The sequence below is a fragment of the Mycobacterium sp. 852002-40037_SCH5390672 genome (assembly GCF_001665875.1).
Taxonomy (GTDB): domain Bacteria; phylum Actinomycetota; class Actinomycetes; order Mycobacteriales; family Mycobacteriaceae; genus Mycobacterium.
Map to the genome: position 1 here is coordinate 56,098 of NZ_LZTA01000086.1, position 23,453 is coordinate 79,550.

At 66.9% G+C, this 23,453-nt stretch carries 24 protein-coding genes; 14 read left to right on the top strand and 10 right to left on the bottom strand.

The features are described 5' to 3' along the window. Positions 1-124: 124 nt before the first annotated feature. A complete protein-coding gene (locus A5782_RS15775) occupies positions 125-1,168 on the bottom strand; it encodes an alpha/beta hydrolase (protein ID WP_197694244.1) in 1,044 nt (347 codons plus the stop codon). Between the two features lie 208 nt (positions 1,169-1,376). Between A5782_RS15775 and A5782_RS15780 the strand changes: the two genes are divergently transcribed. Then, a complete protein-coding gene (locus A5782_RS15780) occupies positions 1,377-2,219 on the top strand; it encodes an SDR family NAD(P)-dependent oxidoreductase (RefSeq protein WP_067101850.1) in 843 nt (280 codons plus the stop codon). Between the two features lie 49 nt (positions 2,220-2,268). On the opposite strand, the gene A5782_RS15785 is transcribed toward A5782_RS15780, so the two are convergent. Next, on the bottom strand, positions 2,269-2,694 hold the full coding sequence (locus A5782_RS15785; RefSeq protein WP_067101853.1) for a PPOX class F420-dependent oxidoreductase: 426 nt from the start codon (positions 2,692-2,694) through the stop codon (positions 2,269-2,271). A 115-nt stretch (positions 2,695-2,809) separates the two neighbouring features. Further along, a complete protein-coding gene (locus tag A5782_RS15790; RefSeq protein ID WP_067101976.1) occupies positions 2,810-3,043 on the bottom strand; it encodes a general stress protein CsbD in 234 nt (77 codons plus the stop codon). A 291-nt stretch (positions 3,044-3,334) separates the two neighbouring features. Between A5782_RS15790 and A5782_RS15795 the strand changes: the two genes are divergently transcribed. From A5782_RS15795 to A5782_RS15805, 3 genes are all read left to right on the top strand, one after another. Next, positions 3,335-3,784, top strand: coding sequence for a nuclear transport factor 2 family protein (locus tag A5782_RS15795; RefSeq protein ID WP_067101981.1), 450 nt, complete (start codon positions 3,335-3,337; stop codon positions 3,782-3,784). A gap of 438 nt (positions 3,785-4,222) precedes the next feature. After that, on the top strand, positions 4,223-5,617 hold the full coding sequence (locus A5782_RS15800) for a wax ester/triacylglycerol synthase family O-acyltransferase (RefSeq protein ID WP_067101856.1): 1,395 nt from the start codon (positions 4,223-4,225) through the stop codon (positions 5,615-5,617). A gap of 60 nt (positions 5,618-5,677) precedes the next feature. After that, positions 5,678-6,559 carry an alpha/beta fold hydrolase gene (locus tag A5782_RS15805; RefSeq protein ID WP_067101859.1) on the top strand — a complete coding sequence of 294 codons (882 nt, stop codon included), beginning with the start codon at positions 5,678-5,680 and terminating at the stop codon, positions 6,557-6,559. Positions 6,560-6,682: 123 nt separating this feature from the next. On the opposite strand, the gene A5782_RS15810 is transcribed toward A5782_RS15805, so the two are convergent. Genes A5782_RS15810 through A5782_RS15820 form a run of 3 tightly spaced genes read right to left on the bottom strand, consistent with a single transcriptional unit; the run spans position 6,683 to position 9,923 of the window. Beyond that, positions 6,683-7,516 (bottom strand): mycofactocin-coupled SDR family oxidoreductase, encoded by an 834-nt coding sequence (locus A5782_RS15810; RefSeq protein WP_067101863.1) that lies wholly within the window; start codon positions 7,514-7,516, stop codon positions 6,683-6,685. Then, positions 7,513-8,316, bottom strand: a complete 804-nt coding sequence (locus A5782_RS15815; RefSeq protein ID WP_067101867.1) for a mycofactocin-coupled SDR family oxidoreductase — start codon at positions 8,314-8,316, stop codon at positions 7,513-7,515. Before A5782_RS15815 ends, A5782_RS15810 begins: the two co-directional genes overlap by 4 nt. Then, positions 8,313-9,923, bottom strand: a complete 1,611-nt coding sequence (locus tag A5782_RS15820) for an NAD(P)/FAD-dependent oxidoreductase (RefSeq protein WP_067101871.1) — start codon at positions 9,921-9,923, stop codon at positions 8,313-8,315. Before A5782_RS15820 ends, A5782_RS15815 begins: the two co-directional genes overlap by 4 nt. Before the next feature lie 130 nt (positions 9,924-10,053). Between A5782_RS15820 and A5782_RS15825 the strand changes: the two genes are divergently transcribed. The 7 genes from A5782_RS15825 to A5782_RS15855 all read left to right on the top strand — a co-directional run bounded on the left by A5782_RS15825 (position 10,054) and on the right by A5782_RS15855 (position 16,253). Beyond that, on the top strand, positions 10,054-10,332 hold the full coding sequence (locus A5782_RS15825; RefSeq protein WP_067101874.1) for a 2Fe-2S iron-sulfur cluster binding domain-containing protein: 279 nt from the start codon (positions 10,054-10,056) through the stop codon (positions 10,330-10,332). 91 nt (positions 10,333-10,423) lie between these two features. Beyond that, a complete protein-coding gene (locus A5782_RS15830; protein ID WP_067101877.1) occupies positions 10,424-11,608 on the top strand; it encodes an acyl-CoA dehydrogenase family protein in 1,185 nt (394 codons plus the stop codon). A gap of 16 nt (positions 11,609-11,624) precedes the next feature. Beyond that, on the top strand, positions 11,625-12,533 hold the full coding sequence (gene bphC / locus A5782_RS15835; RefSeq protein ID WP_067101882.1) for a biphenyl-2,3-diol 1,2-dioxygenase: 909 nt from the start codon (positions 11,625-11,627) through the stop codon (positions 12,531-12,533). Beyond that, the gene (locus A5782_RS15840; protein WP_067101886.1) at positions 12,530-13,996 is read left to right on the top strand and encodes an FAD-dependent oxidoreductase; all 1,467 of its coding nucleotides are present in this window, start codon (positions 12,530-12,532) and stop codon (positions 13,994-13,996) included. The genes bphC and A5782_RS15840 overlap by 4 nt, the downstream gene beginning before the upstream one ends. Positions 13,997-14,224: 228 nt before the next feature. Next, positions 14,225-15,052, top strand: a complete 828-nt coding sequence (locus A5782_RS15845; RefSeq protein ID WP_067101890.1) for an IclR family transcriptional regulator — start codon at positions 14,225-14,227, stop codon at positions 15,050-15,052. Then, positions 15,049-15,879 (top strand): SDR family NAD(P)-dependent oxidoreductase, encoded by an 831-nt coding sequence (locus A5782_RS15850; protein ID WP_067101894.1) that lies wholly within the window; start codon positions 15,049-15,051, stop codon positions 15,877-15,879. Before A5782_RS15845 ends, A5782_RS15850 begins: the two co-directional genes overlap by 4 nt. Before the next feature lie 65 nt (positions 15,880-15,944). Then, the gene (locus tag A5782_RS15855) at positions 15,945-16,253 is read left to right on the top strand and encodes a DUF732 domain-containing protein (RefSeq protein WP_067101897.1); all 309 of its coding nucleotides are present in this window, start codon (positions 15,945-15,947) and stop codon (positions 16,251-16,253) included. Positions 16,254-16,271: 18 nt separating this feature from the next. On the opposite strand, the gene A5782_RS15860 is transcribed toward A5782_RS15855, so the two are convergent. Then, entirely contained in the window at positions 16,272-16,574 is a 303-nt protein-coding gene (locus A5782_RS15860) for a ferredoxin (RefSeq protein ID WP_067101901.1), read from the bottom strand. Next, the gene (locus A5782_RS15865) at positions 16,574-17,698 is read right to left on the bottom strand and encodes a Rieske 2Fe-2S domain-containing protein (protein WP_067101904.1); all 1,125 of its coding nucleotides are present in this window, start codon (positions 17,696-17,698) and stop codon (positions 16,574-16,576) included. The genes A5782_RS15860 and A5782_RS15865 overlap by 1 nt, the downstream gene beginning before the upstream one ends. A 101-nt stretch (positions 17,699-17,799) precedes the next feature. On the opposite strand from A5782_RS15865, the gene A5782_RS15870 reads away from it, so the two are divergent. Further along, positions 17,800-19,551 (top strand): 3-ketosteroid-delta-1-dehydrogenase, encoded by a 1,752-nt coding sequence (locus A5782_RS15870; protein WP_082942958.1) that lies wholly within the window; start codon positions 17,800-17,802, stop codon positions 19,549-19,551. A 108-nt stretch (positions 19,552-19,659) separates the two neighbouring features. On the opposite strand, the gene A5782_RS15875 is transcribed toward A5782_RS15870, so the two are convergent. After that, a complete protein-coding gene (locus tag A5782_RS15875; RefSeq protein ID WP_067101907.1) occupies positions 19,660-20,349 on the bottom strand; it encodes a PadR family transcriptional regulator in 690 nt (229 codons plus the stop codon). A 62-nt stretch (positions 20,350-20,411) separates the two neighbouring features. Between A5782_RS15875 and A5782_RS15880 the strand changes: the two genes are divergently transcribed. Continuing rightward, positions 20,412-21,329, top strand: a complete 918-nt coding sequence (locus A5782_RS15880) for a TIGR03619 family F420-dependent LLM class oxidoreductase (RefSeq protein ID WP_067101911.1) — start codon at positions 20,412-20,414, stop codon at positions 21,327-21,329. On the opposite strand, the gene A5782_RS15885 is transcribed toward A5782_RS15880, so the two are convergent. Then, positions 21,326-22,216, bottom strand: a complete 891-nt coding sequence (locus A5782_RS15885) for a hypothetical protein (RefSeq protein ID WP_197694245.1) — start codon at positions 22,214-22,216, stop codon at positions 21,326-21,328. The genes A5782_RS15880 and A5782_RS15885 overlap by 4 nt on opposite strands. Positions 22,217-22,286: 70 nt before the next feature. Between A5782_RS15885 and A5782_RS15890 the strand changes: the two genes are divergently transcribed. Beyond that, positions 22,287-23,411, top strand: coding sequence for an FAD-dependent oxidoreductase (locus tag A5782_RS15890; RefSeq protein WP_067101914.1), 1,125 nt, complete (start codon positions 22,287-22,289; stop codon positions 23,409-23,411). Positions 23,412-23,453: the final 42 nt, after the last annotated feature.

The following is a 23,453-nucleotide window of genomic DNA, read 5'->3' on the forward strand; positions in this document are numbered from 1 at the left end:
GCCGGGTAACGTTTTCCGGCGACGTCCCGGCCGGCATGAGCAGCGGGCAAGGACGCGCGCTCACCGAACCGGGGAAAGCAGATGGATGGCGAATCAACTTGCCATGCAGTTACTTTCGCAGCCTTCAACCTGCAACCGCGGCATCACGCAGGCGCCGTACGCTCGGGATCTTGCTGCGGGCAGCCGTGACGTCCTTGACGAAATTCCCGAGGTACTTCAGGGCCCGCCTGCCCTCGGGCAAGATATCGGCCGCCAAGGGAAAGTCGTGAATCTGTCCGTCCCACAGGTGCAGATCGCAGTGGATCCCACTGGCTTCCAGGCGTTTTGCCATCAATTCGGCGTCGGCGAGTAGCAACTCATCCGAGCTCGCGTGAATGGTGACCGGCGGCATCGAGGATAGGTCGGCGTCCACCGGCGAGGCGACAGCGGAATCACCGCGGCCTTCCAGAACCTGTGCGCTGCTCAGGTATCGAGCAAACATCGAGAAGGCCCGGCGGGTGAACATGGAGCACTTGCGTGCGTTGCGGTGCTTGAGTTTTCGCACCGGATCCGCGTCGGTGAACGGTGAGATGGTCGCAACTCCGGCGGGTTCCATGATGCCGTCACTGATCGCCAGGAGGGTGGTCATGAACGCGAGGTAGCCCCCGGCCGAGTCGCCGGCCACGACGATCTGGTCGCCCTCGAAGCCGCGATCCTGCAGCCACCGCAGGCCGCTGATTCCATCGTCGATCGCATCGGTGATCTGGTGTGCGGGCAGCTTCCGGTACGCGACCGTGAGAACGGCGGCATCGGCCTCCTTCGACAACCGAGCCACCATCGAGCGATGCGTGTTCAGGCCGCAGGTGAGGAATGCGCCGCCGTGCAAGTACAGGATCGCCCGCTCCCCCGATACACCGGGAGCGCGAACCCATTCCGCGGCGCAGTGATCCAGCCGCACCGACTCGATTTTCGCCTCGGACCCGAAACGCGGGACCAAACCCGCGACGCCGTCGACATACTCGAATGGCCAGTGCAGGTTCGGCGTCATGGCCCACGCGCGGACGGTGTTTTTCACGATCAAGCGGCTGGCAAGCCCTACCGCAACAGACTGCGGGCTGTGGCGATGATGAACGCGCCGCGTGATCGCGACGCTCGGCAATATCCGGGCCGGTTCGGTTGTACTCACCATTGGGCTTCAACCTCCTCAGTGGAGGGGCGGATACCCGGCCTATTGGAATGTAAAAACGGAATCCACATGCGGCTTGTGTCGGGTCCGTCACGGTTTACGGTCCGTAGAGATGGGTACCACTTGCTCATCGTCTTTGCGGCTGTCGCGTGGGCAGAATTCGACCCGACCGGTTGTTGTCTGCCTTGCCCAGTGACCCAAGATATGAGCGATGACACACGCTAAGCACCCCGATCTGCTTTCCGGCCGGGTGGCCGTCGTCACGGGCGGCGGAGGAGGTATCGGCGCAGCGACCGCGCGGTTGTTCGCCGAGCACGGTGCGCAGGTGATCATCGCCGATATCGACGCCGACCTCGCCGACGCGACAGTCGCCGCCATCGCCGACGCCGGCGGGTCGGCCCTGGCGGTCGTCACCGACGTCCGTGATCCCGATCAGGTCGCCCCATTGGCCCGCACGGTCCTCGATCGGTTCGGCCGGGTCGATGTGCTGGTCAACAATGTGGGCCACTGGCTGCGCCACCCCGGAAACTTCGTCGAGACCGACCCCCAGCTGTGGGACGAGCTTTACCGGATCAACCTGCACCATGTTTTCTTGCTCACCCACGCCTTCCTGCCGGCCATGGTTGGCCGGCACACCGGTGCCATCGTGAACGTCTCATCGGTCGAGGGGCTGCGGGGCTATCCCGAGGATCCGGTGTATGCCGCTTTCAAAGCCGCCGTCATCGCATTCACCCGCAGCCTCGCGGTCCAGGTGGGCAACGACGGGGTGCGGGTGAACGCGATCGCGCCCGACGTCACCGAATCCCTGCAAGTGCCCTATTCGCAATGGCTTTCGGCCGAGGAACACGCGCGGTGGCCGCAGTGGGTTCCGGTCGGGCGGATGGGCCTGCCCGACGATCAAGCTCATGCCATCCTGTTTCTGGCGTCGGACCTCTCGGCCTTCGTCACCGGCCACACCATCCCCACCGATGGCGGCACCGGCGTGGCCGGTGGATGGTTCCGCTCGACGCGCCGGCCTGACCGCCAGTGGACCAATCGGCCCATCGCCCCCTGATTGCGGCCCGGAGTCTCATCGCGAATGCCGCTGACGCCGCCGTCCTCGGTCAGCCGGCCCAGGGCCCGATGCCGCCAACCTTGTCGATGCGGATGCGCGTCAGATACCCCGGCGGTGCATCGGCCGGCGGGAATGTCAGGTTGGGGTCGCCCAGGACCGGATTGAGTTCCCTGAGCAACTCGGGTGCACCACCCTCGACGATCCGCGCGGTCCCGGTGAGAGACAGGTAGGGCCGCATCGCCTGGCCCGGACCGTCGAGCGACACGATCGTCACCGCCACCCGCGGATCACGACGCACATTGCGGACTTTCTTGTGTTCGGAAAGGTGGGCGCTGACGAGTTCGTCGCCGTCGGGCGTCGACTGCAACGCGACCCAGACGACGCTCACCTGGGGGCTGCCGTCGGGGTTGAGGGTGACCAGGGTGGCGTCCGCGCCCTTGCCGATCAGATCACGGGCGGCGTCGTTGAGCTTCATGCGTTGTTCTACCGCCGCGCGTGGGTTTTCATTCCCGCGCAATGCCAGCCCACACCAACACCTTGGCCCGGCCACGCCTGTGACCGGGCCTGTGACCGGGCACCATCGAGTGCCGCTACTGTTCGGCTTTTTGACGAGCCTCGTTGATATCGGCGGCCTTACGGGCGCTTTCGGCCTCGGCCTCTTTCTGGGCCGCCTCACGCTGCGCGTCCGCCTTGTCCTGTTGGGCCTGGCCCTCCCGCATCAGGTCGTCGCGCCCGGCGACCGCGCCGGCGACTTCCTTGACCTTGCCCTTGATGCCTTCGACGATGCCCTCGATCGCTTCCTCGGGACCACTCTTGTCCGACATGCGTTCTCCCTCCGTGGCGTGCACGTGCCCGTGTCGTGCAGTCGCCCCCCTTATTGCCCAACCGGTGGATACTCGAAACGTCGACGCCAGTAGCCTTCGCCGCAGTCCTGGCCGGTCAAACGGGCGTTGCCGCGATCTCGGGAAGCAGGGCGCGTCAGCACGCCGATGTCCTAGCTCAAACCCGTTGCGGTTCTGCTTCATTGATGTGCTGCCGCGCCTCATTGCGGCGACGACACCGGATGCGCCTACGCTGATGGGCCAAGGAGTCGGCGGGGGCGAGGAGCCGTGACGGTGGAGTTGTGGGAACTGGTCGCCCGCGAGCGAATCCGCGATACCCTGGCGCGCTACAACTGGTCCGGCGACGCCGGCCGGCTCGCCGGTCTTGCCGAGACGTTCTGCGACGACGGGATCCTCGAGATACGGGGTTTCGAACCATTGCGCGGGCGTTCGGAGATCACGGAATTCTTGGGCGGTGTCACCGGAAAGATCGCCGTCGACGCCCACGTCAAGCCGATTGTGCGCCATAACGTCGCGAACGTGTTGTTCACCGACGTAACGCCCGACCGCGTCCAGGCCAAGTCCTACTTCACCGTGGTGACCCACATCGGGCTCGACCACTGCGGCCGGTACCGCGACATCCTGGTGCCCCAGGGCGATAGCTGGCTGATCAAGCACCGCAAGGTGTCGACCGACTGGGCGGCGCCCGACTCCGCGATGGCCCGCCAACCCTCCGGCGCATAATGATCGCCGCGTCCGTGAGTGCGCGAAACCTATTGTCCACCTGAGGTTTCCGCGCCATACCGGGACAGCCGAAGAAAGGACCGATCATGGGTACGTCCGGCGCCGACCGTGCCCACCGTCGGAGTCATCGGCGTGCAGTTACGCCCTGCCCTTCGGGGAGCTGATCACCGGGGTGCTGCTGCTGGCCGGCGCACTCACCCGACCGGCCGTCCACCAGCGCGATAACCCGCATCGCGCGCGCCGCCCCGAACGTCCACTGAGTAGCGATTTCGTTAAATGTACCGACGAAATGTTTGCCGTAAGCCCCCCAACGGCTACAGATAGAAGGCACACGAAAACATTGCGGTCTCCCCGATCATGTGCGTCCCCTCAGGAGCTCCGGGATGACCGCGGGTCACGTGACCAGCGGTCATGACCGCGTAAAAGAGACGAGCAGGTATGCAACGACTCAGTGGGTTAGACGCGTTCTTCTTACATCTGGAGTCGCCGACGCAGCCTTTGAATGTTTGCTGCGTTCTAGAACTGGACCCCATGACCATGCCGGGGGGCTACACCTTCGATCGCTTCCTCGAGGCGCTTTCGGGGCGGGTGGACGCCATCCCCGAATTCCGCCTCAAGCTGGCCGACAACGAACTGAACTTCGACCATCCGGTGTGGGTGGACGACGATCGGTTCGATCTGGCTCGCCACGTTCACCGCGTGGCCCTGCCTTCGCCAGGAGGTCCCAAAGAATTAGCGGACCTCTGCGGCCACATTGCCGGCCTGGCGCTCGATCGCGATCGTCCGCTGTGGGAAATGTGGGTGATCGAAGGCCTGCACGGCAGGGACGCGCTGTCCGTCGTCCTCAAGGTCCACCATGCGGTGGTCGATGGCGTGGGCGGGGCCAACCTGCTCGCGCAGTTCTGCAGCCCCGTGCCGGACGCCCCGCCCCCGGAACCGGCCGAGCGCACCGGCGCGGCGAATCAGCTCCACATCGCCGCGAGCGGGCTGATCGGGGCGGCGCTGCGGCCCTGGCGGCTGGCCAAAGTCGTGCCGGCAACGGCGCTGACCCTGGCCGAGACGGTGCTGCGCGCCCGCGGCGGTGGGCAGACGATGGCGGCGCCGTTCGCGGCACCGCCCACAGCGTTCAACGGGCCGTTCACCCGGCGTCGCAACGTCGCCCTGACCAGCGTGGACCTCCAGGACGTCAAGTCCGTCAAGGACAGGTTCGGGGTCACCGTCAACGACGTCGTGACGGCGCTGTGCGCCGGGGCCTTGCGGCAGTACTTCCAGGACCGTGACGCACTGTCGGACATTCCGCTTGTCGCGAGCGTGCCGGTGTCCGTGCGCGGCAAATCCACCCGGACCGGCCGCAACCAGATGACTTGGATGCTATGCCGGCTCGAAACCCATATCGACGACCCCGTGCAGCGGCTGGCCAGCATCGCCGGCAGAAATGCGGCGGCCAAAGACCATTCCGCCTCGCTGGGCGCGACCCTGCTGCAGGACTGGACACAGGTGGCCGGGCAGACCGTGTTCGGCGCCGCCAGGAAACTGCTGCCGCGCATACCGTTGCCCGATAACCCGCCGCACAACCTGGTGATGTCGAATGTCGCCGGTCCGCAAGAGCAGCTCTACTTCCTGGGGTGCCGGCTCGACGCGATGTACCCGCTCGGCCCGATCATCGCCGGCGCCGCGCTGAACATCACGGTGATGTCGCTCAACGGCCGACTGGGCATCGGCATCATTTCCTGCCCCGACCTGGTTCCGGATCTCTGGGACCTGGCCGACGCATTCCCCGCCGCGCTCAAAGAACTGTTGAGTTGCGGCGAACCGGGCGATCACCCGATCTGATCGGCCCGGTCAGCGGAACCCCGTCCACCCTGGCCGCCACGGCATGGCAGGGTGACACCCGTGCCAGACACTTCTGAACCGACGACCATCGCGGCGCAAGACCTGCGTGAGATCAGCACTGAAAAAGGCGCTTTGCGCTACTACGACACCGGCGACACCCATTCGGGCCCGGCGCTGCTGTTCCTGCACGGCTCCGGCCCCGGCGTCACCGGCTGGCGCAACTTCCGCGGGGTGCTGCCCGCTTTCGCCGAGCAGTTCCGCTGCCTGATCCTGGAGTTTCCCGGTTTCGGGGTCAGCGACGACTTCGGCGGCCATCCGATGGTGACCGCGTTCGGTACGGTGTCGCCCTTCCTGGAGGCGCTCGACGTCGACAAGGTGCACATCGTCGGCAACTCGATGGGCGGTGGCGTCGGCATCAACTTCGCGACCCATAATCCGGACCGCGTCGGCCGGCTCGTGACCATCGGCGGAATCGGCACCAACATCTTCAGTCCCAGTCCCAGCGAAGGGATTCGGCTGCTGCAGGAGTTCGTCGAAGACCCCACGCGGCAACGGCTGGTCGACTGGCTCAAGTCGATGGTGTACGACCAGGCACTGGTCACCGACGAGCTGATCGAGGAACGCTGGCAGCTGGCCACCGACCCGGACACCCTGGCCGCGGCGCGACGCATGTACGGCAAGGCGGCGTTCGCCGGGATGAACGCCGCGCTGAACGCCTCCGACCGGCCGCTGCCGTGGGCGACCATGCACAAGCTCAGCGCGCCCACCCTGCTGACGTGGGGCCGCGACGACCGGGTGAGCCCGCCGGACATGGCGCTGATCCCGATGCGCACCATTCCCAACGCGGAGCTGCACATCTTCCCCAACTCGGGGCACTGGGCGATGATCGAAGCCAAGGCGGCGTTCGAAAGCACCGTGCTGGCGTTCCTTTCGCGCGGCTAGCTGTCGGCGATCGCGAGCGCGGCAGAGCCGGGCGAAGCGGGTCGCCGCCATCAGACCCGGCGGCGCTCGTCCCCGAGCCGGCGCACCCGGGCCGGCAACTCGTCGATGGCGGTCATGGCGTTCTCATCGCTGGGTGGCTCCGGCGTCGACGGGCAGGACGATCGCGGTGATGTAGCGCGCCTCGTCGGAGGCCAAAAACAGCGCGGCATTGGCCACGTCGGCCGCGTCCACCCACGGCACCGCCAGCATGTTCATCGAGCGCGCCGCCTCGGCGAATTCCGCGCGGGTAGGCGGACGGTCCAAGTCGGGCCGAAATGCGTTACTCACCACGTCGTTGTGAATCATGGGCGTGTCGACGTTGGTCGGGCTGACGCAGTTGACCCGAACATTATGCGGCGCAAGCTCATTGGCCAGGCTGCGCATCATGCCGATCACGCCGTGCTTGGCGGCGGTGTAATGCGCAACCCCGACCAGCCCACGCAGCCCCGCGATGGAGCTCGTCAAGATCATCGACCCCGCCCCGCGCGAGATCAGGTGCGGCCCGGTCGCGCGGCAGGTGTGCCACACCCCGGTCAGATTGACGTCGAGCATGGTGCGCCAGGCGCTTTCGTCCAGGTCGACCGCCATGCCGCGGGAGGTGATTCCCGCGGTCGCGCAGACCGCGTCCAGGCCACCGAAGCGCTCGGCACCGCGATCGGTGGCGGCCTGCATTCCGGAAAGGTCACGCACGTCGACGATTTCGGTGTGCACCCGGGCGCCGGCCTCGGCGACCAACGCGGCCGTCTGTTCGAGGTCGGCGGGTGTGCTGTGCGGGATCACCACGGTCTCGACCGGGCCGCATACGTCGAGCGCCACGATATCGGCGCCCTCCTGCGCGAACCGCACCGCCTGCGCCCGGCCGATCCCCCGCGCCGCACCGGTGATCAGAGCTACCTTGCCGGCCAGCCGCCCGGTCATGTCGTCTTCTGGGTCAGGCCGGCGTCGACGACGAGCTGGGTGCCGGTGATGTAGCGCGCCGATTCCGAGGCCAAGAACAGCACGGCGTTGGCGATGTCGACGGGCTCGACCCACGGCACCGGGAGCAGGTTTCGGGCCTGCAGCACCTCGGCCGCATCGGCCGCCGTCGGGTTGTCCAGGTCCGGGCGCAGCCGCCGAAAGGTGGCCTCGTTGAGCACCATCGGGGTCGCCACCGGCCCGGGGTGCACGGTGTTGACCCGGATGCCGCGCGGGCCGAGCTCGTTGGCCAGCGTGCGCGCCAACCCCACCACCGCGTGCTTGCTGGCGGTGTAGTGCGCGGTGTTGGGCAGGCCGCGAAGACCACTGGTAGAGCTGATGATGACGACGGAGCCGCCTTGGTCGCCGATGTGCGGCACGCTCGCCCGGACGGTATGCCAGACGCCGGTGAGGTTGATATCGAGCGTGCGCTGCCAGACGTGGGGGTCGAGTTCCCACGACGGCGCGCCGGGCAGATGGACTCCGGCGTTGGCAACGACCACGTCGAGCCGGCCCAGCTCGGCGACGCCGGCATCGATGGCGGCCGTCATCGCCTCGAGGTCGCTGACGTCGGCCAGGCCGGTAGTGCAGCGGCGGCCGCGGTCCTCGACTCCCCGTGCGGTACCACGCAACTCGTCGGCCGCCGCTGCAGCGTCGAGCGCGATCACGTCGGCGCCCTCATCCGCGAAGCGCTCACAGTGCACCCGCCCGGTTCCTTTGGCGGCACCGGTGACCACGACAACCTTGTCCAGCAATCCCGTCATCGTTCGATGAGATCAAAGCCGCGGTAGCCGGCGTCGGCGACCTCGGCGCAGATGTCGTTGTATGTCGCGAAGCCCCCGGTGAACAGCATGAAGCCGCGCGGTTTGCCCGGCACGTTCGCACCCATGTACCAGGAGTTCGCCTTGGTGAACAACGTCGCCTCGGCCCGGCGGGCGCATTCGGCGCCCCAACCGTCGACGCTGTCCACGGTGGCTTCCAGTGCGGCGTAACCGTGATGGTCGAGGAAGGCGATGGCTGCGGCGATCCAGTTCACCTGGGCCTCGGCGTGCAGCACCATGTTCGCCAGCACGGCGGGTGCTCCCGGGCCCGAGACCAGGAACAGGTTGGGGAAACCGTCGACGCCCAGTCCCAGATAAGTGCGGGGCCCGTGCACCCAATCCTCACGCAGGGCGGTGCCGTGCCGTCCGATGATATCGATCTTGTCCAGCGCGCCGGTCATCGCATCGAAACCCGTTGCCAGCACAATCATGTCGACGTCGTAATGAGCGTCGGTGATATTGATCCCGGTGGCGTCGACGGATTCGATCGGGGTGGCGCGGACGCTGATCAGCGATACGTTCGCGCGGTTGAAGGTCTGAAAGTAGTTGCTGTCGGTGCAGATTCGCTTGGTGCCGATCGGGTGGTCGGTGGGAATCAGCAGATCGGCGACGGCCGGATCGTCGATGACGGCCCGGACCTTCTCCTCGTAGAACCTGCGGGCCTCGTCGTTGGCCTCCAGATCGGTCATCTGGTCCGGGAACGTCTTGGAGAACAGCACGCCACCGAGCTGCCAGCGCTTTTCGAACGCCGCGCGACGCTCCTCGGGGGTGAACTGCATCGTCGGCTTCGGGGCGGTGATGTGCGGTGAGCCACCGCCGCTGCGCCACGACAGCGCACGCCGCTGCGCGTAACCCGCTTTGATCTCGTTGAGCTCCGCGACGGACAACGGTTTGTTGCCGGCCGGGACACTGTAATTGGGGGTGCGCTGAAAGACGTAGAGGTGGGCGGCGCGCTCGGCGATCACCGGAATCGATTGAATGCCCGAGGATCCGGTGCCGATGACCGCCACCCGCTTGCCGGTGAAGTCAACGGACGTGTGGGGCCATTGCGCGGTGTGGTGGATCTCGCCGGCGAAGGTGTCCAGTCCGGCGAAGGCCGGGGTCAGCGCGGCCGACAACGGGCCGGTTGCCATCAGACAAAACCGTGCCGAGATCGTCTGCCCGGCGTCGGTGGTGATCGTCCAGCGCAGCGTCGCCTCATCCAGTGCCGCAGAGACCACACGGGTGCGCAGCGCGATGTCGCGGCGCAGGTCGAGTTCGTCGGCGACCCAGTTCAGATACGCCAGGATCTCGGCCTGGGTGGCATACCGTTCGGTCCAGTTCCATTTCTCCTGGAGTTCCTCGGAGAACGAGTAGCAGTAGTCGACACTCTCGACGTCACAGCGCGCACCCGGATACCGGTTGTAAAACCAAGTGCCGCCCAGCTCGGGCGCGGCTTCCAGCACCAGCACCGAAAGGGCCTGGCTGCGCAGCTTGTGCAGGGCATACAGGCCGGCGAACCCCGCACCGACCACGACGACATCCAGAGACTGTTGGCCGGGCTCGTTCACAAGCAGTCACCGTAGGGCCTTCGGCGTCGCGAACCGCGCGCCCTCCCGGTCACCGGACGGTTCGGACGAGTTTTCCCGACCACCGGGCGCGCGTGCCCGCCGCCCCGCCGGCATCGCCGACCATCGGCTCATGCCGGACGTCGCACACCTCGAAGTCGAACTGGACGGTCAGCGGCATCGTTTGCGCTGGCCACACGGACAGACGTTGGTCGAGACACTGCTCGGCGCGGGGATCGCCGTGCCCCACTCCTGTCGGCAGGGCCACTGCGGGTCGTGCGTGGCGAGCGTCATCACCGGGCGGGTAGACATGGCTCCGTGCGACGTCTTGGACGCCGCGGATCTCGAGGACGGCCTGATTCTCGCCTGCCAGGCGAGGGCGGCCAGCACCGAGGTTCACGTCCAATTTTGACGAAGTGGTGTCCGCTCATCGGGATTTCCTTTGGGACTGAGCGCGACTGCGGTAGACCATTACCTAGCCCACATACGTAAGGACAAACGATATGACCGACCGGGTACTCGACCAGGTAGTGGCCATGGCCGACCAGCTGCGCGACCAAGCCGCGGAAGCCGAACGCATCGGCCGGCTCACCGACGACACCGTCAAGCTGATGAAGGGCGCCGGACTGATCCGGCTGCTGCAGACCAAGCAGTATCAGGGCTTCGAGGTCCACCCCCGCGAGTTCGCCGAGACGACGATGGCCACCGCGGCCCTGGACCCGGCGGCCGGCTGGATCGTCGGCGTCGTCGGCGTACACCCCTACCAGTTGGCCTATGCCGACCCGAAAGTCGCCGCCGAGATCTGGGCAGACGACGTCGACACCTGGATGGCTTCCCCCTACGCGCCGCAGGGCGTGGCGAAACCCGTCGATGGCGGCTACCTCTTCAACGGGCGCTGGCAGTTCAGCTCGGGCACCGACCATTGCGACTGGATAATCCTGGGCGCGATGCTGGGCGACGAGAAGGGCATCCCGTTGATGCCGCCGCAGATGCTGCACATGATCCTGCCGCGCAAGGACTACGAGATCGTCGACGACTCGTGGAATGTGGTGGGGTTGCGCGGAACCGGCTCCAAGGACGTCATCGTCAAGGACGCGTTCGTGCCGAGCTACCGGACCATGGACGCGACCAAGGTGATGGACGGCACCGCCCAGCGCGAGGCCGGCATGACCGAGCCGCTGTATCTGATGCCGTGGTCGACGATGTTCCCCCTGGGCATTTCCGCGGCCACCATCGGGATCGCCGAGGGCGCACTCGCCGCGCATCTGGACTATCAGCGCGAGCGCGTCGGCGCCACCGGGACCGCGATCAAGGACGACCCGTATGTCATGCACGCGATCGGTGAGGCGGCCGCCGACATCAACGCCGCCCGCCAGGAGTTGTTGGCCAACGCCGACCGCACCTACGACATGGTCGCGGCCGGCAAGGAGGTGTCGTTCGCCGACCGGGCGGCCGGCCGGCGCACCCAGGTGCGGGCGGTCTGGCGGGCGGTGTCGGCGGTCGACGAGATCTTCGCCCGCTCGGGCGGCAACGCCGCGCGAATGGACAAGCCATTGCAACGGTATTGGCGTGACGTGCACGTCGGCCAGATGCATGCCATCCACGTGCCCGGCACCATCTATCACGCATCGGCGCTGAGTTCGATCGGCATCGACCCGCCCGAAGGCCCGCTGCGGGCTTTGATCTGAGCAGGAGAAGCCATCCATGACGGACCTGAAAAGTCTTGGCTACATCACCATTTCGACCAACGACATCGATCGCTGGCGCCAGTTCGCCTTCGGCGTGCTGGGGTTCGCCGAGGGTAAGGGCCCCGACCCGTCCGCGCTTTATCTGCGGATGGACGAGCGGGCGGCACGGATGATCGTGGTTCCCGGTGAGACCGATCGGGTGCTCACCATCGGCTGGGAAGTGCGCGACCACCGGGCCTTGCAGCGCGTGCAGGCCGCCCTCGACGGCGCCGGGGTGGCGTACAAACAGCTGTCGCCCGACGAGGCCGAGGCCCGTCGCGTCGAAGAGGTGATCACCTTCGAGGATCCCGCCGGTACCACACTCGAGGTCTTCCACGGCGCCGTGCTCGACCACAGTCCGGTCGTGACCCCGTTCGGTGCAAGATTCGTCACCGGCGACCAGGGCATGGGTCACGTGGTCGTACCGGCGACCGACCCCAATGGGCTGTTCGACTTCTACACCGAGGTCCTGGGATTCCGCGCCCGTGGCGCGTTCCGAGTGCCGCTACCGAAAGAGTTTGGCCCGGTACGGGTTCGGTTCCTGGGCATCAACGAGCGCCACCACAGCCTGGCGATCGTCCCAGCCGCGCACCAGCGCGACCCCCGCCTGGTCCACATCATGGTCGAGGTCGACACCCTCGACGCCGTCGGGCAGGCACTGGACCGGGTCAACGCAGAGGGATTCCAACTCTCGTCCACCCTGGGACGGCACACCAACGACAAGATGGTCTCATTCTACGTCCGCGCACCCGGTGACTGGGACATCGAATTCGGCACCGAAGGAATGCGGGTCGACGAAACCTATTACACCTCAGAGGAAATCACCGCCGACAGCTACTGGGGCCACCAGTGGGTCGGCGAAATGCCGGCGGCCATGCGGCTGTGACGCCCGAATCCGACGTGACGCCGGTGGCGGCGTCGTCGATCGCCTCGTGGGATGACGAGGCCGACGTGATCATTGCCGGCTACGGCATCGCCGGTGCTGCCGCGGCGGTGGAAGCGGCCCGCTCCGGCGCGGACGTCTTGGTCCTGGAGCGCACCGGCTCCTGGGGCGGCGCGGCGTCGATGGCCGGCGGTTTCATTTATCTCGGCGGCGGCACGCCGATCCAAAGTGCTTGCGGCTTCGCCGATTCCGTTGACAACATGGCGGCGTTCCTCAACGTCGCGATGGGGCCCGGCGCCGACGAGAACCGGATCGCCGATTACTGCGCCGGCAGCGTCGCCCACTTCGAGTGGTTGGTCGGCTGCGGTGTGCCGTTCAAGGCGGAGTTCTTCTCCGAGCCCGGGTGGGAACCGATGGGCGATCAGGGGCTGATGTACAGCGGCGGCGAAAACTCCTTCCCGTTCAACACCATTGCCTCCCCCGCGCCGCGCGGACACGTCCCGCAGATGCAGGACAAGAAGCAGGGCGAGGCCAGCGCCGGCTACATGCTGATGAAACCCTTGGTGGAAACCGCGACCGCGGCGGGGGCGAGGGCGCGCTACGACGTGCGGGTGCAGCGGCTGATCACCGAATCCGACGGCCGGGTTGTCGGTATCCGCGCCCGCCAGTACGGCACCGAGATGGACATCCGCGCGCGTACCGGGGTGGTGCTGGCGACGGGCAGCTTTGCGTACAACGACGCGATGGTGGCGCGCTACGCGCCGCGGATCGCCGGACGGCCGGCGGCCTCCATCGAGCAGCACGACGGGCAGGCGATCCGGATGGCGCAGGCGCTGGGCGCCGATCTGGCGCACATGGACGCCACCGAGGTCGCGATCTTCATCGACCCCCAGCAGCTGGTGCGCGGCATCCTGGTCAACGGCCGCGGTCAGCGCTACGTCGCCGAGGACACCTACCCGGGCCGGATCGGGCAGCTCACCCTCTACCAGCAGGACAACGTCGCATACCTGATCATCGACGGCGATGCGCAGGAGGAGGCCATGGCCTCGTGGTCACCGAAGTTCATGCTGCGCCCGGCGACCTGGGTGGCCGAGACCGTTGCCGACCTGGAACGCGAGATGGGGCTGCCGACCGGGTCGCTGCAGGCGACGGTGGCCGCCTACAACGAGGGAGCCGCGCGCGGTGAGGATCCGCTGCTGCACAAGAAGCCGGAGTGGATCAAGCCGATAGGCTCCCCCGTTGGCGCGGTCGACCTGCGGGAAAGCACCGGCGGATTCACCCTGGGCGGTCTGGCCACCACGCTGGACGCCGAGGTGCTGCATGTCAGCGGCGCGCCCATCCCGGGACTCTTCGCCGCCGGGCGGTGCACCGCCGGTCTGGCCGCGTGGGGCTACGCCAGCGGCGTCTCACTGGGTGACGGCAGCTTCTATGGCCGCCGCGCGGGTCGCTCGGCCGCTAAGGGCTGACCTGCACTGATCTAGTCGATCACCGTCGCGCCTTGAGTGCGCTGACGGCGTTGAGTGTGTCTCCTGGGCGGGATTTTCGCCCAGGAGACACCGTCAGCGCACACTCGGCAGACTCTCGTGCCCGGTCTCGAGTTTTGCGTGACGTGTGACAGCGGCCACACGGGTGTGGTAGGAATGGATATTCCTAATAGGAATATGCCAGCCAGATATGTTCAGCCGGGAGGGCCGATGTCAGGGACCGCGGAATCAGCTACGCCCACGGCGGTCATCGACCGCATCTCCCTCGTGCTGGACGCATTCGACGGACCCGGGCGCCTCACGCTGGCCCAGATCGTCCGGCGTACCGGACTGCCGCGCTCATCGGCGCACCGGATGCTCGAGCGCCTGGTGCAGTTGCGCTGGCTGCGTCGCAGCGGCCGTGACTACGAGCTGGGCATGCGCCTGGTCGAGTTGGGCTCGCTCGCCGTGCACCAGGATCGCCTGGTGCGGGCGGCCGGTCCCCTGCTGCGCGAATTACACCGCGCCACAGGGCTCGTCGTGCACCTCGCGGTCCTCGACGGACCCGATGTCGTCTATCTCGACAAGGTCGGCGACTCGCCGCTGGCGCCGATGCCCACGCGCGTCGGCGGCCGCCAGCCCGCGCACTGCACCGCCATCGGTAAGGCGATTCTGGCCTACCGCGATGAGGATGCCCCAGTGGACCTGCGGGTCCGCAGAACCAAGTACTCGATCGCCACCGGCTCGCAGCTGGCCGTCGAGTTGTCCCGGGTGCGCGCCCACGGCATCGCCTTCGAACGCGAGGAATCGCTGCTCGGATTCGGTTGTGTCGCAGCGCCTATCGGTGCACCCGGTGAGGACCCCGAAGTCATAGCGGCGGTGTCGGTCTGCGGTCCGATGAACCGGATGACGTTCGACCAGCGATTGATCGCCCCGGTCCGGATGACGGCGATGGCTATTTGGCGGCACGCCGAGGACGGCCCGCAACGCGTGGCGCCGACCCTGCAGCCGCTTCGGCCACTGCGTCTCGCCCCGCGCCCCGTATTGCAGTACGCGTGAACCCGTTCTCCGGTGGGATCGCCGTCGTCACGGGCGCCGGCTCGGGCATCGGCGCGGGGTTGGCGCGGCACGCCAGTCAGCTGGGAATGACCGTAGTGCTGGCCGACATCGACACCGACGCCATCGATGCCCTGCGCGAAGAAATCGGCGCGGCCGGGGGTTCGGCGGTCGCCGTCGGCTGCGACGTGCGCGACCCCGATGCCGTCCACGAACTCGCCGAGCACACCTACCGCGAAGTCGGCCCGGTGCGGCTGCTGGTGAACAACGCCGGCGTCGAGCAGTTCGGATATCTGTGGGACACGCCGGTGGTGAACTGGCGGCGCGTCGTCGACATCAACGTCAGCGGAGTCTTTCACGGTGTGCGGGCGTTTCTGCCCAAGATGATGGCCACCGACGCGCAGGCCTGGGTGTGGAACCTGTCCTCGGTCGGCGGCGTGCTGGCGGCTCCGCTGCAGGGGCCTTACATCATGAGCAAGCACGCCGTTCTGGCGTTGACCGAGTGCCTGTATCTCGATGTCGCATCGGCCGGGCATGCCCACCACGTCCACGTTCAAGCGGTGCTGCCGGGGGCCGTGATTTCCAACATCTTCGAGTCGGCCGGCGGCGTCGACCCCGCCGAGGGCACCGGTGTCGCCGTCGCAGAGGCGCAGCGGTCCGCAATGCTGGACATCAAGGCCACGGCCATGAATCCACTGGCGGCCGCCGCGAGGATCTTTGAACAGGCCGTCGAGGGCCGGTTCTATCTGCTCACCGAGGAATCGGTCGGTTCGGCAATGGCGGAACGCGCGAATCTGCTTGCCGCGCAACGCCCACCAGTGCCGAGGTGATCGTGCAGTAGCATCACTGAGTCACACCCACCAATTCAGGAAGCCCGGCAGACGTGGTTGCCCGCATGCTAGTCACCGTCGCGGCCTGCCTCGCCCTGCTGGCAGCCCCGCCGGCCGCCCATGCCGACACAACCGACCAGAAATTCCTGGCAGCCCTCGAGGAGCAGGGCATCATCGACCAATCCTCGGCCGGACACGCGATCGAGTCCGCTCACTACGTCTGCGCGAGACTCGACACCGGCGAGACGCCCATGGCGGTGATGCAAGACGTGCTGGCTAGCAGCAGTTTGCCCGAGTTCCACACCGGATTCTTCGTCGCCCAAAGCATCTACTCGTACTGCCCGCGGCACAAGGATGAAATTCCCCCGCGTTAGTGCACCGAAAGCTCTGAATTACCTTGGTGCGCGGTCTTTCTCGTCGACCACAGACAGATTTCCCTGACGCACCGCGTCCAGGATCGACGCGCTCAGCGCCGAGCACACGATGAAGACACCCCGGCTCCCCGGTGTGTCGATCTTCTGCGCGTCGGCGCGCTCGGCACACCGGGCCGTCGCATCGGCGTTCCACTGCACACTGGTCTGATTCCAGCTGCTCTTGCTGACCAGCACCCGCGCGCCGCAACTACCGCACGCTACCGGCACCATCGGCATCTCGTCGAGCCGATTATCCTCTTGCACCGACGATTCCAGTGTCATCACGTCCGGGCGGCCATGTTGGCCTCGACCTCTTGCATCCACGCCTCGTAGGGCCGCGTGGTGTCGAGCTCGAATTCGAAGCGGTCCACCATATCTGGCTGCACGTCGGCGGAGTCGACGTAAAACTGCTGATACCAGCGGCGCAGTTGGTAGACCGGACCGTCCTCTTCGACCAGCAGCGGATTGTCGATGCGGGCCTTGTGCCGCCAGATCTCGACGTCCTGCTCGAAACCGAGCTTGACGTAGTCGCCGAGCTTGATCGCGGTCTGCATCGCCTCGTCTGTGGACATCGCCTCCGACTTCTTCACGATGATGCCGTATTGCAGCACAAAGGAATTCGCATCGATCGGATAGTGACAATTGATCAGAATCGTTTTGGCATCCCCGTGCTCGTAGTGATAGGTCAGGTCGTCGATCATGAAGGACGGCCCATAGTAGGACGCCACCGAAGTGTTGCCCAGCATCTGCGCGCCTTCGGTGCCGCCCATGTCGGGACGGCCCTCGCCGTTCATGTACTGCGTCGCGACTTGCCCCTCGAAGATGTTCTTGAAGTAGGTGGGCAACGCGCCGTGGATGTAGTAGAAGTGCGCCATATCCACGACGTTGTCGATGATTTCGCGGCAATTGCTTTTCACGACGGTGGTGTACCAATGCCAGTCAGTCCACTGGTCGCTGGTGGCGCCCTCTATGCGCGGGATCGTCACCTCCGGCGGTGGCGGTTTGCGCTCCGGGTCGTTCCACACGAACAACATGCCGTCCTGCTCCAGCGAGGTCCAGGCTTGGGTGCGGGCCAGCTTAGGGGTGCGCCGGCTGTAAGGCACCTGCTTGCAGCGCCCGTCGCCGCCCCAGCGCCAATCGTGGAACGGGCAGGCGATCGCGTCGCCCTTGACCTCGCCCTGCGACAGGTCGCCGCCCATGTGCCGGCAATAGCTGTCCAGCACGTTGATGTTGCCGTCACCGCCGCGGAAGACGACGAGTTTCTGCCCGAAGGCGTTGATCGCGTGGGGCTTGCCATCACCGAAATCCCTGAGCAGGCCCAGGCAGTGCCAGCCGCGGGCGAACCGCGTCGGCGCGGCCTGCGCTTCTATCAGGCGGACTTCGTCGGCCTCGGTGTGCGACGTCATGAGCACGATTCAACTCCCCCACACCGATCCGTGGGCCAGATTGTTCCACTGATCAGGACGGCTCTTTCTGTGCCGCGCCGCCTCGGCCTACCGTTGTGGCCGTGACGACGCGCAGCGCGACGATTCCCGCCAGACTCCCCGTGGCCGACACCGCCGTTGACCTGCTCGTCGTCGGCTCCGGCACCGGCATGGCCGCGGCGCTGGCCGCCCACGAATTGGGGCTGTCGGTGCTGATCGTGGAGAAATCGTCGTACGTGGGCGGCTCGACCGCCCGGTCCGGTGGCGCACTGTGGCTGCCGGCCAGCCCGGTGCTGGCCGAAGCCAACGCCGGCGACACCGCGGAGCGCGCCGGTGCCTACCTGGATTCGGTGGTCGCGGGGTCGGCGCCCGCGCAGCGGTCGGCGGGGTTCGTGGCGCATGTATCCGCGATGGTGGACATGCTGCGCCGCACCACGCCGCTGCGGCTGTTTTGGGCCCGCGATTATTCCGATTACCACCCGGAGGAACCGGGCGGCAGCGCGGCCGGCCGCACCTGTGAATGCCGCCCCTTCGACACGTCGCTGCTCGGCCAGTACCGCACCCGGTTGGAGCCCGGCTTGATGGAAGTCACCGTCCCGATGCCGACGACGGGCGCCGACTACCGGTGGATGAATCTGGTAGCCCGAATGCCGCGCAAGGGCATTCCCACCTATGGCAAGCGACTGGCGCAGGGCGTGGGGGGCCGCATGCTGGGCCGGCGCTACGCCGCGGGGGGTCAGGGGTTGATGGCCGGGTTGTTCACCGGAGTGTTGCGAGCCGGTATCCCGGTATGGACCGGTACCAGCTTGGTGCGCCTGGCCGGTGACGGCGAACGGGTGACCGGTGCCGTCGTCGAGCACGGCGGCCGCGAGGTGGCGATCGCCGCGCGGCGCGGCGTGGTGCTGGCCACCGGCGGTTTCGACCACAGCATGGACATGCGGTGGAAATTTCAGTCGGAATCGTTGGGCGCCAACCTCAGCCTCGGTGCCGCTGCCAATACCGGGGACGGAATACGCGCGGGCCAGGAGATCGGCGCCGACATCGATCTGATGGACCAGGCGTGGTGGTTCCCCGCCATCGCACCGTTGCCCGGCAAGGCACCGGCGGTGATGCTGGCCGAGCGATCTCTTCCGGGCTGCCTGATCGTGGATCAGAACGGGCACCGGTTCGCCAACGAAGCGGCGGATTACATGTCGTTCGGGCAGCGGTTGCTCGCGCTGGAGCGGTCCGGCAGCCCGGTCGAGTCGATGTGGATCATCTTCGACCAGCAATACCGCAACAGTTATGTCTTTGGCGCCGAACTCTTTCCGCGGATGAGGATCCCGCAGGCCTGGTATGACGCGGGCATCGCGACTCGGGCGGACAACCTCACCGATCTGGGCGCGAGGATCGGGGTTCCGGTGTCGGAGTTCTTTGCGACGATGGCTCGTTTCAACCAAAATGCCTCTGCCGGTGAGGATCCCGACTTCGGGCGAGGCAGCAGCGCCTACGATCGCTACTACGGAGACCCGACGATCACGCCGAACCCCAACTTGCGTCCGTTGGTCAACGGCCCCTTTTACGCGGTCAAAATGGTGCTATCCGATCTGGGCACCTGCGGTGGGCTGAAGACCGACGAGCGGGCGCGGGTGCTGCGCGAAGACGGCGGGGCGATCGCCGGGCTGTACGCGATCGGCAACACCGCCGCCAATGCGTTCGGCACGACGTATCCGGGCGCGGGCGCAACGATCGCGCAGGGACTGGTGTACGGCTACATCGCGGCGAGGGAGGCGGCGAACCTGGCGATCGCGAGCGCGGCGCAGCCGGGCGAAGCGGGGCGCCACCGTAAGAACTAGTGGTGATCGCGAGCGCGGCGCAGCCGGGCGAAGCGGGTCGCCACCGTAAGAACTAGTGGCGATCGCGAGCGCGGCGCAGCCGGGCAAAGCGGGTCGCCACCATCAGGACTAGTCCGCCTCGCGCCTCGCCTGGACTTGTTTCTCGACCTCGCGCCAATAACCCGGCGTCGTGCGCGGTTTGCCATAGCCACCCTTGGGAGCCTTCTGCAGAATCGCGTCGGCCTCGTCGATCTCCTTGATCATCTCGCACGCGAACTCGCGCTCGGCGGCGTAGTACTTGGCCGCCCAGCGCAGCGCGAGCACCGAGTACGCCCACGCGGGTTCGGCCTCGGCCCCCTCGGCGTCCTCGACGGCCTTGCGGTGCCTGGCTTCGGCGTACGCCACATGTTCCTGCAAAAGTTCCTTGAGCCGGCTCGGGTTGCTGAGGTGGCCGAACGTAACCCGCAGCAGCACACTGTGTTTGAGCACCGGCGGGTCCACCGGCGCCTGATTGGTCCACTCGGTGACGGCGTCCATCCCGGCCGGGGTGATCTTGTAGAGCCGGCGGCTGCGGGTGCCCTCGTCGCGCTCGACGCGCGACGTGACCAGTCCCAGCGACTCCAGCTTCTTCAGCTCGGTGTAGATCTGGCTGTATGACGGGCTCCAGTAGTAGAGGTCGACGCTCCAGTCGATCCACTTTTTGAGGTCGTAGCCCGAGACTTCCTCTTCGTAGGACATCATGCCCAGCAGCGCCCAGCTGGTGGCGGCCAGCGTGGCATTGGTCAGCTTTTGGCTGGCAGGGTCCGTTTCGGAGTCCATGCCGCAAGGTTAACAACACCGACCCCTAGATTGGAGGACATGGACCGCTGGCTGGGACGCCGATGAAATTCGCCTTCCCCCTTCCGCACCTGCTGCGCCTCAAGGCGATTACGCAACCCTGGGAAGCCGCCGTCACCGGACCCGAACAGCGCCGCATGATGCAATGCGCCGACCGGTGGGGCTACGACATGATCGCAGTGCCCGAGCATTTCGTCATCCCGACCGACCATGTCGAGTTGTCCGGGCCGCACTATCTGCACTCGACGACCGCGCAGGCCTTCATCGCCGGCGCCACCGAGCGCGTGGCGATCAATTCCTGCGTCACCATCTTGCCGCTGCAGCACCCGATCGTGCTGGCCAAAGCGCTGGCCACCGCCGACTGGATGAGCGGCGGCCGGATGATGGTGACGTTCGGAGTGGGGTGGCTGGCACGCGAGTTCGAACTGCTTTCAGTGCCCTTCGGTGAACGAGGCCGCATCGCCGACGAGTATCTGGCCGCCATCGTCGAATTGTGGACCAGCGACACACCCCGATTCGAAGGCCGGTACGTGTCATTCTCCGACATCGCCTTCGAGCCGAAACCCGTTCAAAAACCACATCTTCCGATTTGGATCGGCGGTGACGCCGAAGCCGCGCTGCGCAGGGTGGCCACGTTCGCGTCGGGGTGGTGGCCGTTTCTCACACCACCGGAGCAGATCGCCGAGAAACTCGACTACATCAAGTCCCGGCCTTCCTACGACGGCCGGGATTTCGAGGTGATGCACGGGCTGGGCACCAATCGGGTCGGCGAAGGACACGTCGCCCGCCAAGCGAGCGACCGGCCGGGCATGAGCGCGGGACAAATCGTCGACCGGTTGAATTGGCTCGCCGAGCAGGGCGTGACCGTCACCGCCGTTCCCGCCCCCGTCGTGGGTGGCGTGGACGCATACCTCGATTATGCGCAGTGGGTCATCGAAGAAATCAAACCCCAGGTGTCCTAACGGATCTCCAGCCCGCGCCGGCGCACCCAATACACCGCGGCGATGCTGCCGGCGACCCACACGCTCATGGCGACGGCAAGGTGGACGAAGCTTTTCGTGTCGCGGCCGAACACCGGCCAGATCAGAGCGGGCGCCTGCTGCCACAACACCCGGTGCTCCACGCCGTTCATCGGGTCGGCCACGTAATACAGCGCGTAGGGCAGCGTCAGGGCCAGCACCCAACTGCGGGTGCGGCGCAGATCGCCGCGCTGCCGCCAGCGCCGGATCAGCGGCTCGACACTCACCGGATGCAGCACCGAGATGAGGTTGCCGACGCCCAGCCAGGACACGACGGGCACCGCGACGGTGGGAATCGTAATCCCCAGGCGCGCCGGCGTTTCCAGCCACAACGTCAACATGACCGCGGCCGCCAAGGTCGGCATCCCGACGATCGCGAGCAGGGCAAGGTTCTTGATCAACAGGATCCGCCAGAACGGCACCCCGTCCGATAAACCCCGAAGGATGCGGTAATGGTCGGCGCCCAGGAAGTTGGTAGTGGTGACGTCGGCGAGGACCCACGAAGAGAAGTAGGTGCCCACCAGGATCACCCAATCGTGGTGATGGCCCACCGGGGTCAGCGGCTGCACCAGCAACCAGCCGGCGGCAAAGATCACGTTGGCCACCACACCCATCAGCCAGGTGCGCGGCCGGGTGAACGACCATCGGATCTCGGCGATGACCGCGGGGATCAGGCCCTTCTCGAAGTCCTTGGCGGCGCGCTGGGCCGCGGCGGGACGAGGGGCCGACGCACGCACCGCGGTGCGCAGCGCCGCGCTCACCCACGGATGTACCGACGCTGCGGACTTCCCCGGCGGCGCCGGGTGACCGGTTCTGCGCGAGACGATCAACTGACGTGCCTCCCTCGCTCTCGGATCGGTCCACGGCTCGTCCGCAATGTACGCAGGGCAGGATAGCGGCATGAACCGAAAGCGGGTCGTCGTCGCCGGGCTCGGGGACGCGGGCGTCCTCGCGGCGATCCGGCTGTCCCGGCATGCCGACGTCGTCGGCATTTCGGCCAAACCCGCGCTGGTGAGCGGCCAGGAACTCGGCGTCCGGCTCTCGCGTCCGCACGATTGGGCCCGCGACTACTGGATTCCATTCGACCGGTTCCGCCGCCTCGACGGCGTCCGCACGGTGCAGGCAACGCTGACCGGCGTCGATCTGGCGGGCCAAACCGTCTTGGGCCGCAGCGAAGACGGGACGGACTTCACCGAGGCGTACGACGCGCTGATCATCTCGACCGGGGTCAGCAACGGCTTTTGGCGCCAGCCGACCTTGCAGTCGGCCGCAGACATCGGCGCGGGACTGCGCGCCGCGCACGACCGGCTGGGCGCCGCCGCGTCGGTGGTCGTGGTGGGTGGCGGCGCGGCGGCGGTCAGCAGCGCCCTCAACATGGCAACCACGTGGCCGGACAAGCGAATCGACCTCTACTTTCCCGGCGAGTCGGCTCTCGAGGGACACCATCCGCGGATCTGGCAGCGAATCCGCAGCCGGCTGACCGAGCTGGGCGTCGGCGTGCACCCGGGACACCGCGCGGTGGTGACCGACGGTTTCGCGGGCGATGAACTGACCAGCGAACCGGTCCACTGGAGCACCGGGCAGCCCACCGCCCACGCCGACGCCGTGCTGTGGGCGATCGGGCGGGTGCGGCCCAACACCGATTGGCTGCCACCGGAACTGCTCGATGAGCGCGGGTTTGTGCGCGTCACCCCGGAGCTGCGGGTGCCCGGTCACCGGGGAGTCTTCGCAGTCGGCGATGTCGCGGCGACCGATCCGTTGCGCAGCTCCGCCCGGAATCGGGGCGACGCCCTGGTGGCGCGCAACGTTGCCGCCGACTTCGCCGGCCGGCCGCTACGCACCTACCGGGCGCCGACGCGGCGGTGGGGTTCGCTGGTGGGTATACAGCCCAACGGGCTGGAGGTCTTCCTGCCCACCGGCCATGCTTTCCGCTTCCCGTCCTGGTTGGTCGAGCGCGTGGTGATGCCGTGGATCGTGCGTTGGGGCATGTATCGGGGGGTTCGCCAGAACAAGCCCCTGGGGTGAGCAGCGAGCCGATGCCACGCCGAACCTTGCGCGACGTACTCC

Bases quoted from the DNA above. Each gene is read 5' to 3' on its own strand.
- A5782_RS15775 (WP_197694244.1), bottom strand. From the start codon at position 1,168: ATGGTGAGTACAACCGAACCGGCCCGGATATTGCCGAGCGTCGCGATC.
- A5782_RS15780 (WP_067101850.1), top strand. From the start codon at position 1,377: ATGACACACGCTAAGCACCCCGATCTGCTTTCCGGCCGGGTGGCCGTC.
- A5782_RS15785 (WP_067101853.1), bottom strand. From the start codon at position 2,694: ATGAAGCTCAACGACGCCGCCCGTGATCTGATCGGCAAGGGCGCGGAC.
- A5782_RS15790 (WP_067101976.1), bottom strand. From the start codon at position 3,043: ATGTCGGACAAGAGTGGTCCCGAGGAAGCGATCGAGGGCATCGTCGAA.
- A5782_RS15800 (WP_067101856.1), top strand. From the start codon at position 4,223: ATGCAACGACTCAGTGGGTTAGACGCGTTCTTCTTACATCTGGAGTCG.
- A5782_RS15810 (WP_067101863.1), bottom strand. From the start codon at position 7,516: ATGACCGGGCGGCTGGCCGGCAAGGTAGCTCTGATCACCGGTGCGGCG.
- A5782_RS15815 (WP_067101867.1), bottom strand. From the start codon at position 8,316: ATGACGGGATTGCTGGACAAGGTTGTCGTGGTCACCGGTGCCGCCAAA.
- A5782_RS15825 (WP_067101874.1), top strand. From the start codon at position 10,054: ATGCCGGACGTCGCACACCTCGAAGTCGAACTGGACGGTCAGCGGCAT.
- A5782_RS15830 (WP_067101877.1), top strand. From the start codon at position 10,424: ATGACCGACCGGGTACTCGACCAGGTAGTGGCCATGGCCGACCAGCTG.
- bphC (WP_067101882.1), top strand. From the start codon at position 11,625: ATGACGGACCTGAAAAGTCTTGGCTACATCACCATTTCGACCAACGAC.
- A5782_RS15845 (WP_067101890.1), top strand. From the start codon at position 14,225: ATGTCAGGGACCGCGGAATCAGCTACGCCCACGGCGGTCATCGACCGC.
- A5782_RS15855 (WP_067101897.1), top strand. From the start codon at position 15,945: ATGCTAGTCACCGTCGCGGCCTGCCTCGCCCTGCTGGCAGCCCCGCCG.
- A5782_RS15860 (WP_067101901.1), bottom strand. From the start codon at position 16,574: ATGACACTGGAATCGTCGGTGCAAGAGGATAATCGGCTCGACGAGATG.
- A5782_RS15865 (WP_067101904.1), bottom strand. From the start codon at position 17,698: ATGACGTCGCACACCGAGGCCGACGAAGTCCGCCTGATAGAAGCGCAG.
- A5782_RS15875 (WP_067101907.1), bottom strand. From the start codon at position 20,349: ATGGACTCCGAAACGGACCCTGCCAGCCAAAAGCTGACCAATGCCACG.
- A5782_RS15880 (WP_067101911.1), top strand. From the start codon at position 20,412: ATGAAATTCGCCTTCCCCCTTCCGCACCTGCTGCGCCTCAAGGCGATT.
- A5782_RS15890 (WP_067101914.1), top strand. From the start codon at position 22,287: ATGAACCGAAAGCGGGTCGTCGTCGCCGGGCTCGGGGACGCGGGCGTC.